The sequence below is a fragment of the Pseudobutyrivibrio ruminis AD2017 genome, from assembly GCF_000424305.1.
Lineage (GTDB): Bacteria > Bacillota > Clostridia > Lachnospirales > Lachnospiraceae > Pseudobutyrivibrio > Pseudobutyrivibrio ruminis_B.
In genome coordinates, this window is the sequence record NZ_AUJQ01000004.1 from 1 (window position 1) to 14,406 (window position 14,406).

Below are 14,406 nucleotides of genomic sequence, written 5' to 3' on the forward strand. Positions count from 1 at the left end.
CAACTGTTGTCCCCCTGTACAAGGCAGGTTACCCACGCGTTACTCACCCGTCCGCCACTCAGTCAACAAATCGTCACCCCGAAGGGATCGTAATAAGTTGCTTCGTTCGACTTGCATGTGTTAAGCACGCCGCCAGCGTTCATCCTGAGCCAGGATCAAACTCTCATGTTAAAAAGTTTAATTCCGAATCAGTATAAAACTGACTTGTTTACTAATAAAGGTTTCGTTTCATTAAGAAACTTAAATGAATTTCAAGGATACATGTTTTAAAAACTTGTATTAATTCAAGGTTTGTTTCACTGTTCAGTTATCAATCTTCTCTTTGTTGTTGCCCTCAGCAGCAACTCGTTTATATTATCACGATTGAAGCTTTTTGTCAACAACTTTTTTATTTATTTTTCTTGAATTTCTCAGAAAACTCAAGTGCTGAGCTCTTGTGAGTCAGCTTGTAAATAGTAACATCTGGATGACTGTTTGTCAAGCACTTTTTACTATTTTTGTTGTCGCTTTTTGGTCATATTCACAGTCTTGTTGACCGCTTGCTATGCCCTTACGACAGCTTGTTTATAATATCAAACGGACCATAACCTGTCAACATCTTTTTGCAATTTTTACAAGATTTTTTTCAGAGCTTCAACAGCGTCATTTTGAGTGGCCCAACTAGTTGCAATTCTGATGACTGTATGAGTGTCATCATACTTCTCCCAGAAGCCATAAGCCACCTCTTTACCAAAGGCTTTTAACTTCGAATTATCCATTACAACAAAGATTTGGTTAGTAGGGTTTGGTACATATAGTTGATAGCCTTTTTCAACCAATGCTTTTCTAATAGAAGAAGCACATTCTACAGCATGCTTTCCCATCTTCATGTATAAGTCATCTGTAAACAAAGCTGCAAACTGTATTCCAAGCAATCTGCCCTTAGCAAGCAGTGCACCGTGCTGTTTTATTTGAGTGATCATATGCTTAGGTGTATTTCCTTTTGTGAAAACTACCGCTTCTCCAAAAAGAGCTCCAACCTTTGTGCCTCCAATGTAAAACACGTCAGACAAAGCTGCTATATCTTTCATGGTTATATCATCAGCTGCTGCAAGCCCATAGGCGAGTCTGGCTCCATCTATGAATAATGGTATTTCATATTCTCTACATATAGAAGAAATATCCTCAAGCTCTTGTTTAGAATATAAAGTACCGTATTCTGTTGGGTATGATATGTATACCATTCCAGGATTAACCATGTGCTCTGCGCTCTCGTCAGCATAATGATCTATAAGCATCTGCTTTAATTCTAATGGAGCTATTTTGCCATCGTGGCCTGGTATAGTAATAACCTTATGCCCGCTATATTCGATTGCACCTGCTTCATGGACTGCAACATGACCTGTAGCAGCTGCAACTACACCATCACAGTTTGATAGTATAGAATCAATTACAGTTTGGTTAGTTTGGGTTCCTCCTACCAAAAAGTAAATATCTGCATTAGGGCAATTGATATATTGTCTTATCTTTTCTTTCGCTCTATCACAATAATCGTCCTCGCCATAGCCAGGTGTGGATTCCATGTTAGTTAATGTAAGCGCTTCTAGCACCTTAGGGTGGCAGCCTTCTGCATAATCACACGAAAAATACAACATAACAAAACCTCCTCAAATATACATATATACAAAAATAGGCAACCGCTTTCGCGATTGCCTTATGTAACGCAGAGGGTGGGATTCGAACCCACGCGCCCTTGCGGACAAACGGTTTTCAAGACCGCCTCGTTATGACCACTTCGATACCTCTGCATGTGTATCTCTCGAACACGAATAGTATAATATCATCCCACACCTTGGATGTCAATAAAAAACGGGAAGTTTTTTCGAAAAAATATATATTCAGAAAATTGCGACAACACTAGGGTTTTACTAGCGTTATCGCTTCTTCATTTATCGTTTGTTACGAAGTATTGCCTCACCAAAAGCAACATCCTCTGGAGTAGTGACTTTTATGTTAAGATAAGAGCCTTCAATCATGTGTACATCATGGTTAGTAGCCTTTTCTACAACCATTGCATCATCAGTAATTGAAGTATCTGCATCAGCAATAACTTTATCGTATGCACCACGAATAAGATTATATTCAAAGCACTGTGGAGTTTGAACAATCCACACGTTGCTTCTATCAGGTGTATCTAATACCTTTCTGTGGCTATCAGTTATCTTAACTGTATCCTTCGATGGCATACCAACAACACAAGATTCATAAAGTGCTACAGCAGACATGCATCTATGGATGATGTCTATAGATACAAAAGCTCTTGCACAATCATGAATCAAAACATAACCGTCATTTATAGCCTGTAGGCCTGCGTATACTGAGTTGTAACGTTCTTCTCCGCCCTCAACTATGGCTATACATTTATCTATGTGATAGCGCTCAATGATTTCCTTTCGACATTTTTCTACATCTCCAGGGGCAACAACTAACACTATCTGAGTAACCTTACTTTCCTGAAAGGTTCTTAGACAATGCACCATCAGAGGAGCCCCTCCCATATTCATGTATTGTTTTGGAATATCCTGTTCCATACGCTTGCCACTACCGGCTGCTAAAACTATTGCTGTGAATTTGTTCATTTTATCTTTCGCCTAATTTTAAATTTGGTATTGCGTTTAGATCCCAGCCATCACGTTTGCCAGCTAAAAATTCATAGTATGCTGCTGCACCAATCATAGCTGCATTATCTGTACATAGTATTGGAGATGGGTGGTAGAATTTAACGCCCTTTTCTTCACACATCTTTTCCATTGCCTGACGTAAAGTTTGGTTAGATGCAACGCCACCTGCAATGGCAAATTTGTCCATGCCAAACTCATCAATAGCTAAAGCTGCATGGTCACATAATGTATCGATTACAGTCTGCTGGAATGAAGCTGCAATATCTTTATCGTTTATTGTTTCGCCCTTCATTTGAGCGCCGTTGATGTAGTTGAGTACCTGTGATTTAAGTCCACTAAATGAAAAATCATAGACTCCATCTGATACCTTAGGTCTTGTGAAGGTGATAGCCTGTGGATTGCCTTCGTGGGCAGCCTTTTCAATCTTTGGACCACCTGGATATCCCAAGCCTATTGCACGTGCCACCTTATCAAAAGCCTCACCTGCTGCATCGTCTCTTGTACGTCCTAAGATTTCGTATTTACCATAATCTACTACTCTTACAAGATGAGTATGACCACCTGATACTACAAGACATAAGAAAGGTGGCTCTAAATCTTTGTTTTCGATATAGTTAGCACTAATGTGTCCTTCGATATGATGTACACCAATAAGTGGTAATCCCTGTGCAAAAGCAATAGCCTTCGCTTCAGCTACACCTACTAAGAGTGCACCAACCAAACCAGGGCCATAGGTAACAGCTATAGCATCCATGTCTTCTAAGCCCATGTCTGCATCTTCAAGAGCCTGTTCTATAACCTGATTAATTCTTTCTATATGCTTTCTTGATGCGATTTCTGGAACAACTCCACCGTATAGAGTGTGGAGCGGTATCTGAGTAGATATGACGTTACTTCTAACATCTCTTCCGTTAACAACAACTGCTGCTGCGGTTTCATCGCAGGAGCTTTCTATTGCAAGTATTTTTATTTCTTTAGTATCCATTTACTTCGTCCTCTGTAGACAGCCTCCATGTAAGGATTTTCCAATTACCGTTGGAATCCTTTCTAAGGCAAAAATCTTCGTAGGTTCTATCGTAAGTGCTGCCTTCCCTGATGAAATAGTAAGTAGAAAGGAAAGCGCAGTCGTATCCATTAACCTTTTTGTATTGAACCTCGTTTGAATCACTTACTGTGCTAGAAACGATGACTCTGTTACGATTTTTATAATCCTCTATCTCAAGAGAAAGTGATGCGAGATAAGTATCCTTTGGATTGTATTTAAGGAGCTCATCATCCATAAGCATTCTAGCCTGTTCGGCCATTTTTTCAAGTTCCTCTTGAGTATAATCCTCTGCATAATAGGCTGAAATTATTCGGTTGTACCATTTTACCACTGCCCTTGGTGTGGCAGGATATTCCTTAGTAAAATTCTTTGATGTAATAGCTTGAACTTCTGAAAGTTCAACGTTTGATTCTGATGAAGCAGAATCGTTTCGGCGTGACAAATACGCATAGTACCCCACAATAAGTGTCACCATACAGATTATTGCAATTCCTATTCGTATCGCCTTTTTCATATTACTCCTCCGCAAAATCAAGTTCTAAGAACTTGCCGTCTTCCCCCAAATAAGCCTGTGGAAAAATATCACAGACTGCTTTCATGTATCTTTTATGCCCCGTCATTGATGGCGAAAAATGTGTAAGCCAAAGCTCTTTTACATCTGCATCCTTTGCAACTTTAGCTGCCTCGTAGAAAGTCATGTGCTTGTTCTGACGAGCCTTTGCAAGCTTATCTTCTTCGGCATACATGCCTTCGCAGATAAATAAATCCGATTTCTTAGCTGCTTCCACCAGCGATTTAGTTGGTCTGGTGTCTGTGCAATATGTAACCTTAAGGCCCTTTCTGGCGCTGCCCATAACCATATCCGGTGTATAGGTTTTGCCTTCAAACTCAACTGTGTTTCCTTTTTGAAGTGGATTCCAGAGAGTTACTGGAAGGCCAAGGTCTCTAGCTGTTTCTACATCGAATCTTCCCTTTCTAGGAATATCGACTGAATAACCATAACATAAAACATTATGGTTAACCTTAAATGCATGAATATGATAGCCTAGGATTTCGAAATATTCTTCATCCTGCTGCAATTCATGAAACTTTATCTCAAAGGGTAGCTCTGGGGCAATCACTCTTAAGGAGTTGACTACTCGCTCTAGCCCTTTTGGACCGACAATTGTTACCGGCTCTGTTCTATCGGAGTTACCCATAGAAAGTAAAAAGCCTGGTAAGCCGCTGACGTGGTCTGCATGATAATGGGTGAGACAAATCAACGAGATTGGATTTGGGGAGAAGCCTGCTTCTCGCAGTGCTACCTGTGTTCCCTCGCCACAATCTATAAGTAAGCCTTCGCCATTAAATCTTAATAAGCATGAGGTCAGCCATCTATTAGGAAGAGGCATCATGCCTGCTGTTCCCAACAAACAAACATCTAACATCTATAAATCCTTTCAAGTTACTCAAATAATTAGTCTTTCTCTCGCTTGTTACGCTCACAATATTATATACTCTTTCAGTCGCTAAGATGCTCCTTACAGAGTATATAATATTGTGAACTACAAGCTATTTTTACTCTTCTAATGTAGGCAGAATTTAATATACGCTCAGTCGCTAAGATGCTCCTTGCAGAGTATATTACATTGTTAGCTACAAGCTACTTTTACACTTCTTATGCAGGCACAAATTTTGTTTACGCTTTATTCCTCCATACGGTATGACATGCAGATTGCATCCTCGATGGGGTTGGAATAGAAGTATTTGCGTTTGCCGATTTCTTCGAAGCCTAGACTATCGTATAGGGTGCGGGCTGGGGTGTTGGAAACTCGGACTTCTAAAAATACTGTGTCTACTTTTTGGGATTGTAGTTGGTCAAAGGCGTAGTGCAAGAGAGCTTTAGCTATTCCCCTTTTGCGATAGGCTTCGGCCACTACAATATCTGGAAGTTCCGATTCTGGTGGTGTTAGGTAAAACACTGCAAAGCCTGCTATAGCATCATCCTCAGAGGCCACGACTACAAATGCGTGGTCTGAGTGAATCGCTTCTAAGTAATTATCCTTGTGCCATGGGTTTGACATGGCTGATTCTTCTATAGCAACGATTGCATCTACATCGGAATCGGTAGCGTATCTATATGTAAGAGCCATTAGGCTTTTCCTTCCTTTTCAAGACGCTCTCTTTCTGCCTGAGATAATCTAAGGTATTCAGGGCGGTGTTCAGCTGCTGTATCGCATTCGCCGTTCTTGTAATAAATCATACCAAGTGAAGCAACTGATGAAGCGTGCTGTCTGTTAAGATGTGCTGGTGCAAATCTGTATGGAACAGTAATTAATTCTGCGATGAGATCCTTGAATACAGGAACTCCATCGCCAAGAAAAGTAACCGCCTTACCTCTTTCGTTAATATCTGCAGCTATTTCATGGAAATCTACTGCACACTGAGGGCGCTCAACCTTAAAGCTTCCATCCTCTGCAAAGGAATATAAGCCTGTGTAGACCTGGCCCCTTCTGGCATCCATGATAGGGCAGATTATTCCACTGTTTCCCCACATGTTAAATGCTATGGCATCAACTGTTGGAACGGAAACGATAGGAAGTCCTAAGGATAATCCTATTCCCTTTGCAGTAGCTGATGCTATACGAAGTCCTGTGAATGAACCAGGGCCTGCTGCAACTGCTATTGCATCTATCTGGTTTAAGTCTAATTCAATCATTTTAGAAAGCTCATCTAGCATTGGAAGCAATGTCTGAGAATGAGTCTTTTTGTAGCCAGTAGTGTATTCTCCTACTAAATTATCATCCTCTACAACTGCAACTGATGCAACTAAGCCTGAACCGTCTATTCCTAATATCTTCATTTTAAATGCTCTCTATCGTAATCTTGCGATAGTCAAATCCTTTTTCTAAATTTTTCTCTATGGTAACACGTGTATAGCTTTCTGGCAAAATATCTTCAATGAGGTTAGCCCATTCGATAAGAGATACGCCGTCACCATAGATGTAATCCTCATATCCGATTTCATCCATCTCTTCGATATCGCCTATACGATATACGTCGAAATGATAAAATGGCAATCTGCCTGTGTCATACACCTGAACTATTGTAAATGTAGGGCTGCAGATTGGTTCGTCAATCTGAAGACCTTTAGCAAAGCCCTGGGTGAAGACTGTTTTGCCAACGCCTAAATCTCCTATGAGAGTGAACACCTGACCAGGTACTGACTGTTCAGCAAGCTTAATGCCAAGTGCTTCTGTTTCTTCTGGTGAATTGGTTTCGATTATTTTAGTCATTTTATTTGTAATTTATAATCCTCTACATGTGATTTGATAAAGTTAACTGTTTCATCGTATTGAGACTGGATGTCTGTTATAGGGATGATGTATGCATTAACTCTGTTACTGTAAATTAAGAGATATCCCTTCCAGGTGGAAATCTTGTAAACATATTCCCATGGCAGAACCGCTGGTTCGTCAGCCGATGGAGAAGAAATGTAGATTCCATCATCTTTGAGTTCGTATGTAATAGGATATGAAAAGACCTCCTGCTGCATCTGAGCCTTTACTCGAAGCTTTAAAGAAAGAGGTATATACATCAAAAAGATGATAGCTAAAAGAGGATAAAACACCTTATATAATGGTGATAAAACTGAAAATCTAAGTATCCAAACTACAATCAGCAGAACGAATAAAACTACTGATAGGATTCCCTGCGAACCGCTGTAGGAATGGTGTAGATTGAACCTATATAAGTCTTCCTCTTTTATTTTTACACTGAATTTAATATTCTGTCCCATATTCCATTAATCTCCCAATTATTTTTTATTTTATCATATTTTTGAAGAAAATAAAAATAGAGCGAGTCGAAACCCCTAACGACTCGCTCTTATCCCATTTCTCCTAAAAAGCACATTGGCTGTAACTTTCTCTAACTGATATACAGTATAGGAGTATTGGTGATAATTGTCAATCAAAAAGACTGTTTGCATACACATTTTGTTGAATTGTAACAATTTCAACATATTATTTATGTATATGATTACAATAAGGATACACCCTCATCCGTCTGCTGCGCAGACACCTTCTCCCAGAGGGAGAAGGCTATTTTTTATTAAGCTTCATAGTGAGGGCGATGCGACCCTTCTTTTCATCTACAGAAATAACCTCTACATCTACGATATCTCCAACGGATACAACCTCAAGTGGATGCTTGATGTAACGGTCTGTCATCTGTGAGATGTGTACAAGTCCATCCTGGTGAACGCCTATATCTACGAAGGCACCAAAATCGATTACATTTCTAACTGTTCCCTTAAGCTGCATGCCAGGCTTAAGGTCCTTCATTTCAAGAACATCACTCTTTAAGATTGGACGTGGCATATCTTCACGTGGATCACGTCCTGGCTTTTCTAATTCTTTGATGATATCCTCCAAAGTCATCTCACCAATGCCAAGTTCTGTTGATAACGCCTTGATATTTTGGATGCTCTTGTGGATATCCTTTAATGTGCCTGCTGCAATATCCTTTGTATCAAATCCAAGCTTTTCAAGAAGTGCTTTTGCAGCATCGTAGCTTTCTGGATGAACTGCAGTTGCATCAAGAGGATTTCTTCCGCCTGTGATACGCATGAAACCAGCGCACTGCTCGAAAGCTTTTGGTCCAAGCTTAGGAACCTTCTTAAGCTCTGCTCTGGAATTGAAGCGTCCGTTTGTTTCACGGTATTCAACAATGTTCTTTGCAAGTGTTTTGTTGATTCCTGAAACGTATTCTAATAGAGATGCTGATGCTGTATTTAAATCTACACCTACAGCGTTAACGCATGTTTCTACTACTCCTGCTAATGTTTCATCAAGCTTCTTTTGATTCATATCGTGCTGGTACTGACCAACACCAACAGACTTAGGGTCAATCTTTACAAGCTCAGCAAGTGGATCCTGAAGTCGACGAGCCATTGAAGTAGCTGAACGCTGTCCTACATCAAAGTTAGGGAACTCCTCTGTAGCAAGCTTGCTGGCAGAATAAACTGATGCACCTGCTTCGTTAACGATAACGTATTCTACCTTCTCTGGAATCTCCTTTAGCATATCAACGATGATTTGCTCTGATTCACGGCTGGCTGTACCGTTACCAAGTGAAATGAGCGAAACGTTGTACTTTTTAATAAGCGCCTTGATTACCTTTTTAGTTTCCTCGACCTTATTCTGTGGAGCTGTTGGGTAAACTACTGTTGTATCAAGTACCTTTCCTGTTGCATCTACAACAGCAATCTTACAGCCTGTTCTGAAAGCTGGATCCCAGCCAAGTACATTACGGCCAGCGATTGGAGGCTGCATAAGTAACTGAGTTAGGTTCTTTCCGAATACCTTGATTGCGCCATCCTCTGCCATCTCTGTAAGATTGTTACGGATTTCGTTTTCAATAGATGGTGCGATAAGTCTTGTATATGCATCTTCGATTGTTGCTGTTAATGCCTGATTCGTATTTACGTTATCACGGCTGATAACCTTCTTTTCAAGATAGCGTAAGATATCATCTACTGGTGCTTCGATAGAGACCTTAAGAATCTTTTCCTTTTCGCCACGGCTAAGGGCAAGGATACGATGGCCTGGAAGCTTAGCAATGGCTTCATCATAATCGTAGTAATTTTCGTAAACTGATTCAGCTTCTGCATCCTTTGCCTTAGATACGATTCGGCCGTTTTTGAAAGTCTTTTCTCTAATCCATGTACGATAATCCGCATCATCAGAAATAGCTTCTGCGATGATATCGCAGGCTCCGGCTATAGCATCTTCTGGAGTATTAACATCCTTTTCAGGATTGATGAAAGCCTTAGCCTCTTCTTCAAGAGACTTGTCTGTCATCTGTAACATAATTATATTTGCAAGAGGCTCTAACCCCTTTTCCTTTGCGATGGTTGCACGGGTACGTCTCTTTGGACGATATGGACGATATAAATCGTCTACTGCAACCTGTGTTGTTGCCTCTAAAATAGCCTTCTTTAATTCTTCTGTTAAAAGTCCCTGTTCCTCGATTGAAGCAAGACATGTAGCCTTCTTCTCTTCGAGATTACGTAAATACGATAATCTTTCTGAAAGAGTACGAAGCTGTTCGTCATTAAGACCTCCTGTAGCTTCCTTTCTGTATCGAGAAATAAATGGAACTGTGTTTCCCTCATCAAGCAATTTAATCGCAGCATCAACCTGCGCAACTCGAACCTGAAGTTCTGATGCAATCTGTTTAGTAATATCCATGTTGTAACTCCTGTATTTTATTTATTAAACAAAAAAGCTTTTGTTTTATTTGATATAAATCTAGCTGCTAAAGATGCAAGCCATGTGATAATGACACAGGCAATAAACAATGCAGCAATATCTCTATGATTATATTCGCTTACATCTAATTGTGAGTAGAACAAAATCATGATTCTGTGATGAGTAAGTATTACATACCAGCTGATACCAGACAGATATGTAACGGCATTATAAAATCTACTGCCCTCTTTAAGATTTACATCTTTTAGTGCAATAAACATAACTACGCTCCACAGAAAATATATAACTTCCATTGGTGCTTCCGCTACTCTGATGAATGCCAATGATTCAACATAGCCGTATAGGCAATGATAGACAAACACCAATACAGAAAGTATTGCGCATACTATTCTTACTGGTTTTGATATCGCTTTATCTTTTAGTTCTTCATGAAGAAGCATGCCCACATAAAAATACACAATGATCAAAAGAGGATTCATCAACTGTGTATATGCAAATGGATTGTAGAAGAACATAAAAATGATGTACCAAATAGTTAATACAGCCAATGTGATATATCTAAATTTCTTAAGTAGCCATGCTAAAACAGGGAATAGTAAATAGCAAATTACTATACATGACATAAACCATTCACCGATAAGGTAAAAGTTTGGCATAATTAGCTGCTTTATTCCATCCATACCAAGTAAGGTCCATATGAACAGCTTAAGTGGTGTATGTCTTCCAATGACTTCATTGTTAACTAAGAAATGTGCAACAAACATTAAGGTATAGGTTACATAAAATGGAATAAACAAGCTCTTAAATCTTCTGATATAGTATTTTTTAACGGGAATTTCGTCCTCTTTGTTATACATAAGAGCATAACCAGAAATGATAAATAAAAACAAGCTGGCTGGACGAGCCAAAATATTAAAGAAAAAATTATAGCCCAAAATAGCACCGTCAGTGCCTTGAGCAGTTACAATATACTCTACAAAAAAGTGGTATATAAAAATAAATACCACTCCTATATCTCTTAAAATATCTAATCCGATGATTCGTTTTTTCATCATTACACTCCTAGAATAATTATTCTAGATAAGTATATATAAAATTTAATTTGTTAGCAACTTTGTAAAGACACCTCATCCGCCCCTGCGGGGCACCTTCCCCTCAAGGGGAAGGCTTTTTTTGTTTATACTGCTTCTACGTTTCGAGTTGCTACTACGTCTACGCCAGTGCCGCAGACATCTTTTACTACTACATCACCGATGTGGATTGGTGCATGCATTACTGCTGCATCGATTTCTTTCATTACTGCATCGATTTTATCCTTTGGGATATTGCTTGCAGTTTTTACTGATACACGTGGTTTATCTCCACCAAGTATAATTGCTGTTGAAGTAACTGTTCGCTCTGGATGAGTTACCTCGTTCCTTGCGTATTTGTCACCAATACCACAAGTGTTTCCTGTTACAGAAACTACCTCACCGTTTTCTAATTCTACTGTTATCTGACATCCCATTGGGCAGCCGATACAGGTTAACTCTCTCTTTTCCATTATCTTCGCCCTCCTTTTACTCGTTCTCAATCTTTACTGTGATTTTCTTTAATCCTGGCTTTTCGGCAAGCTTGTCCTTAAGAAGGATTACCTGCTCCATTTCGCCTGGTGCCATGATTCGTTTTTTGTTATGCATTACTCTTTCATCGTCAAAGTAAACACTTACATAAGAATCCTTGAAGACTGCCCCTACTCTGAATCTTACTGTGAGCTTGTCGTCCATTCTATCTACATCGATTGTAGATGGAACTGTGTAGCGGGCACCTTCTGTTGCAACGATTTCGATTTCATTTGAAGAGCCTTCTGAAAGCTCACCCTTGATAAATTTGGCAGCATTCTTGCCTGCTCTGTCTGCTTCCTCTGAAACGTAATCAACAAGGTCATGTACGTGAAGTACGTTGCCGCAGGCAAACACGCCTGGAATATTAGTTTCAAGGGATTCGTTTACAACTGGGCCGCTTGTGATTGGGCTCATCTCTACCCCTGCATTTCTTGAAAGCTCGTTTTCTGGAATGAGTCCGCAAGAAAGAAGTAAAGTATCACAGGTGTATCTTTCTTCTGTTCCCGAAATTGGCTTTCCGTGATTATCAACCTCTGCAATAGTTACAGCGGTAAGGTGCTCCTTGCCCTCAATATCTACAACAGTGTGGCTAAGCTTAAGTGGAATACCAAAGTCATCCAGGCACTGTACGATATTTCTCTTTAACCCACCTGAGTATGGCATAAGCTCGGCAACAACCTTTACCTTTGCCCCCTCAAGTGTCATACGACGAGCCATGATAAGTCCGATATCACCAGAACCCAGAATAACTACCTCACGGCCTGGCATATAGCCTTCGATATTAACAAGGCGCTGTGCTGTACCTGCGGAGAAGATTCCTGCTGGTCTGTAGCCTGGAATGTTTAAAGCTCCTCTTGGACGCTCTCTGCATCCCATTGCAAGGATTACTGCACCAGCCTTAATCTGATACATTCCATCTTCACGGCTCATGGCTGTGACAACTCTATCCTCAGAGATGTCCATTACCATTGTGTTTAATTTATATTCGATTTTTGCATCAAGTACTTTTTCAATGAAACGATATGCATATTCTGGACCTGTAAGCTCCTCCTTGAAGGTATGAAGACCAAATCCGTTATGAATGCACTGATTTAGGATTCCTCCTAATTCCTTATCTCTTTCTAAAATAAGAATCTTTTCAACACCAGCATTTCTTGCTGATATTGCGGCTGCGAGACCTGCTGGGCCACCGCCTACGATTACGATATCATAATTAGTCATTAGTTGTTGCCTCCCTTCTGATTCTTGGTGCGTTCCATTACGATATTTGAACGTCCACCACTCTTTGTAATCTCCTCATAAGGAAGACCTAATTCTCTGTGGAGAATTTCCATTGTCTTTGGTGAGCAGAAGCCTGCCTGACATCTTCCCATACCAGCACGTGTTCTTCTCTTAACACCATCTAGAGAACGAGCGCCAAGTGGTCTGTGGATGGCGTCTAAAATTTCTCCCTCTGAAATTGATTCACATCTACAAATAATATTTCCATAAGCTGGATTTTTCTTTATTAGTTCATTTCTTTCTTCAATTGATAAATCTGCTGGATTTAATATATCCTTTCTAGTGCTAATCCAATTAGCCTTCTTTGAAAGCCCCATCATATCCTTTAACATATTTCCTACCATCTCACCGATTGCTGGAGAAGATGTTAGGCCTGGAGATTCGATAGCTGCGCAGTCGATAAAGTGTGGTGCACCATCAACCTCGCCAATGATGAATTCGTGTCTTGCCTCGTGAGCACGAAGTCCTGCAAATGATGTGATAACCTTTCTCATAGGAAGATTCTTTACGTGATCATTTGCCTTTGCAATTAAATCTCCAATACCCTCTGCTGTTGTATTTGTTCCTTCTTTGTCATCAATATCAATAGCAGTTGGTCCAACAATAAGGTTGCCATGAACAGTAGGTGATACAAGTACGCCCTTACCAAGATTTGTTGGCTGTGGGAAGATTGTGTGGGATACATGATTGCCGACCTCTTTATCAAGTAAGCAGTAATCACCTCGTCTTGGAATGATTTCGATTTTGTCATCATCCTTGCTTACCATATTGTGGATTACGCCTGAATAAACACCTGCTGCATTAACAACATATCTTGTCACATACTCGCCATTGTTGGTGCGAATATGCCATAAACCTTCTTCATCTTTTTTAACGTCTTCGACCTTAGTATTAAATCTGAAATCAACACCGTTCACGTTAGCATTCTCAGCCATTGCAATGTTTAGCTTGAATGGGCAGATTATGCCACCTGTCGGTGCAAGTAAAGCTCCTTCAACATTATCAGAAAGGTTTGGCTCAAGCTCCAAAGCCTCCTCGCGAGTTAGGATTTTCATATCCTTAACGCCGTTTTTGATTCCTCTGTCGTAAAGGTCCTGAAGTCCTGATAATGCTTCCTTGTGAATGCATACAACCATGGAACCATTTCTTTTGAACGGGATGTCCAAATCACGGCAGAGGTCATCCATCATTTCGTTTCCACGTACATTTAATTTTGCCATCAAAGATCCTGCAGCTGCGTCAAAGCCTGCATGTACAATTGCTGAATTAGCCTTTGATGTTCCTTCGCAAACATCCTCACATTTTTCTAGAACACAGACGTTTGCTTCATATCTAGAAAGCTCTCTTGCAATTGCGCTGCCAGAAACGCCTGCGCCTATGATTATGACATCATACAACATAATTTAATCTCCTAACTTTAAAAATTTTATAAAAAAAGGAGTCGGCAATTAGACGCATCTCATCATGCGTTCAATACCGACTCCAATCCTCAGTGTATACAATAGTTTAGTTTTAAAATGGTTCCAGTATTGAATACTGAAAAACAAACATGGTTAAATTGA

14 protein-coding genes, 1 tRNA gene and 1 rRNA gene are annotated in these 14,406 nt (G+C 40.0%); all 16 read right to left on the bottom strand.

The window, feature by feature from the left end; all coding sequences use genetic code 11:
• Positions 1-171: ribosomal RNA gene (locus tag G611_RS0101710) — 16S ribosomal RNA — on the bottom strand; the annotation flags it as partial.
• Positions 172-611: 440 nt separating this feature from the next.
• On the bottom strand, positions 612-1,634 hold the full coding sequence (locus G611_RS0101715; RefSeq protein ID WP_028242139.1) for a threonine aldolase family protein: 1,023 nt from the start codon (positions 1,632-1,634) through the stop codon (positions 612-614).
• A 67-nt stretch (positions 1,635-1,701) separates the two neighbouring features.
• A tRNA-Ser gene (locus G611_RS0101720) sits at positions 1,702-1,787 on the bottom strand.
• Between the two features lie 141 nt (positions 1,788-1,928).
• Positions 1,929-2,618: a 2-C-methyl-D-erythritol 4-phosphate cytidylyltransferase gene (gene ispD / locus G611_RS0101725; protein ID WP_028242140.1), complete on the bottom strand. Its 690-nt coding sequence runs from the start codon at positions 2,616-2,618 to the stop codon at positions 1,929-1,931.
• A gap of 1 nt (position 2,619) precedes the next feature.
• Complete coding sequence (gene tsaD / locus G611_RS0101730) at positions 2,620-3,645, bottom strand: tRNA (adenosine(37)-N6)-threonylcarbamoyltransferase complex transferase subunit TsaD (RefSeq protein ID WP_028242141.1); 1,026 nt, start codon at positions 3,643-3,645, stop codon at positions 2,620-2,622.
• Positions 3,635-4,219, bottom strand: a complete 585-nt coding sequence (locus G611_RS0101735; RefSeq protein ID WP_028242142.1) for a DUF6715 family protein — start codon at positions 4,217-4,219, stop codon at positions 3,635-3,637. The genes tsaD and G611_RS0101735 overlap by 11 nt, the downstream gene beginning before the upstream one ends.
• 1 nt (position 4,220) lies before the next feature.
• Positions 4,221-5,132: a ribonuclease Z gene (locus G611_RS0101740; protein ID WP_028242143.1), complete on the bottom strand. Its 912-nt coding sequence runs from the start codon at positions 5,130-5,132 to the stop codon at positions 4,221-4,223.
• A 258-nt stretch (positions 5,133-5,390) separates the two neighbouring features.
• Positions 5,391-5,837, bottom strand: coding sequence for a ribosomal protein S18-alanine N-acetyltransferase (gene rimI, locus G611_RS13575; protein WP_036947825.1), 447 nt, complete (start codon positions 5,835-5,837; stop codon positions 5,391-5,393).
• Complete coding sequence (gene tsaB / locus G611_RS0101750) at positions 5,837-6,547, bottom strand: tRNA (adenosine(37)-N6)-threonylcarbamoyltransferase complex dimerization subunit type 1 TsaB (RefSeq protein ID WP_028242144.1); 711 nt, start codon at positions 6,545-6,547, stop codon at positions 5,837-5,839. The genes rimI and tsaB overlap by 1 nt, the downstream gene beginning before the upstream one ends.
• 1 nt (position 6,548) lies before the next feature.
• Complete coding sequence (gene tsaE / locus G611_RS0101755) at positions 6,549-6,980, bottom strand: tRNA (adenosine(37)-N6)-threonylcarbamoyltransferase complex ATPase subunit type 1 TsaE (protein ID WP_028242145.1); 432 nt, start codon at positions 6,978-6,980, stop codon at positions 6,549-6,551.
• Positions 6,977-7,483, bottom strand: coding sequence for a YcxB family protein (locus G611_RS0101760; RefSeq protein ID WP_028242146.1), 507 nt, complete (start codon positions 7,481-7,483; stop codon positions 6,977-6,979). Before G611_RS0101760 ends, tsaE begins: the two co-directional genes overlap by 4 nt.
• Positions 7,484-7,787: 304 nt before the next feature.
• Entirely contained in the window at positions 7,788-9,938 is a 2,151-nt protein-coding gene (locus G611_RS0101765; RefSeq protein ID WP_028242147.1) for a Tex family protein, read from the bottom strand.
• Positions 9,939-9,955: 17 nt separating this feature from the next.
• Positions 9,956-11,011: an acyltransferase family protein gene (locus tag G611_RS0101770; protein ID WP_028242148.1), complete on the bottom strand. Its 1,056-nt coding sequence runs from the start codon at positions 11,009-11,011 to the stop codon at positions 9,956-9,958.
• Between the two features lie 125 nt (positions 11,012-11,136).
• Positions 11,137-11,502: a DUF1667 domain-containing protein gene (locus G611_RS0101775; protein ID WP_028242149.1), complete on the bottom strand. Its 366-nt coding sequence runs from the start codon at positions 11,500-11,502 to the stop codon at positions 11,137-11,139.
• 16 nt (positions 11,503-11,518) lie between these two features.
• Positions 11,519-12,784, bottom strand: coding sequence for an NAD(P)/FAD-dependent oxidoreductase (locus tag G611_RS0101780; protein WP_028242150.1), 1,266 nt, complete (start codon positions 12,782-12,784; stop codon positions 11,519-11,521).
• Positions 12,784-14,241 carry an NAD(P)/FAD-dependent oxidoreductase gene (locus G611_RS0101785; RefSeq protein WP_028242151.1) on the bottom strand — a complete coding sequence of 486 codons (1,458 nt, stop codon included), beginning with the start codon at positions 14,239-14,241 and terminating at the stop codon, positions 12,784-12,786. The genes G611_RS0101780 and G611_RS0101785 overlap by 1 nt, the downstream gene beginning before the upstream one ends.
• Between the last annotated feature and the right edge of the window lie 165 nt (positions 14,242-14,406).

Coding starts and splice junctions, on each gene's coding strand:
- G611_RS0101740 (WP_028242143.1), bottom strand. CDS start 5,132: ATGTTAGATGTTTGTTTGTTGGGAACAGCAGGCATGATGCCTCTTCCT.
- G611_RS0101780 (WP_028242150.1), bottom strand. CDS start 12,784: ATGACTAATTATGATATCGTAATCGTAGGCGGTGGCCCAGCAGGTCTC.
- G611_RS0101735 (WP_028242142.1), bottom strand. CDS start 4,219: ATGAAAAAGGCGATACGAATAGGAATTGCAATAATCTGTATGGTGACA.
- G611_RS0101760 (WP_028242146.1), bottom strand. CDS start 7,483: ATGGGACAGAATATTAAATTCAGTGTAAAAATAAAAGAGGAAGACTTA.
- rimI (WP_036947825.1), bottom strand. CDS start 5,837: ATGGCTCTTACATATAGATACGCTACCGATTCCGATGTAGATGCAATC.
- G611_RS0101715 (WP_028242139.1), bottom strand. CDS start 1,634: ATGTTGTATTTTTCGTGTGATTATGCAGAAGGCTGCCACCCTAAGGTG.
- tsaE (WP_028242145.1), bottom strand. CDS start 6,980: ATGACTAAAATAATCGAAACCAATTCACCAGAAGAAACAGAAGCACTT.
- G611_RS0101765 (WP_028242147.1), bottom strand. CDS start 9,938: ATGGATATTACTAAACAGATTGCATCAGAACTTCAGGTTCGAGTTGCG.
- tsaD (WP_028242141.1), bottom strand. CDS start 3,645: ATGGATACTAAAGAAATAAAAATACTTGCAATAGAAAGCTCCTGCGAT.
- tsaB (WP_028242144.1), bottom strand. CDS start 6,547: ATGAAGATATTAGGAATAGACGGTTCAGGCTTAGTTGCATCAGTTGCA.
- G611_RS0101770 (WP_028242148.1), bottom strand. CDS start 11,011: ATGAAAAAACGAATCATCGGATTAGATATTTTAAGAGATATAGGAGTG.
- G611_RS0101775 (WP_028242149.1), bottom strand. CDS start 11,502: ATGGAAAAGAGAGAGTTAACCTGTATCGGCTGCCCAATGGGATGTCAG.
- ispD (WP_028242140.1), bottom strand. CDS start 2,618: ATGAACAAATTCACAGCAATAGTTTTAGCAGCCGGTAGTGGCAAGCGT.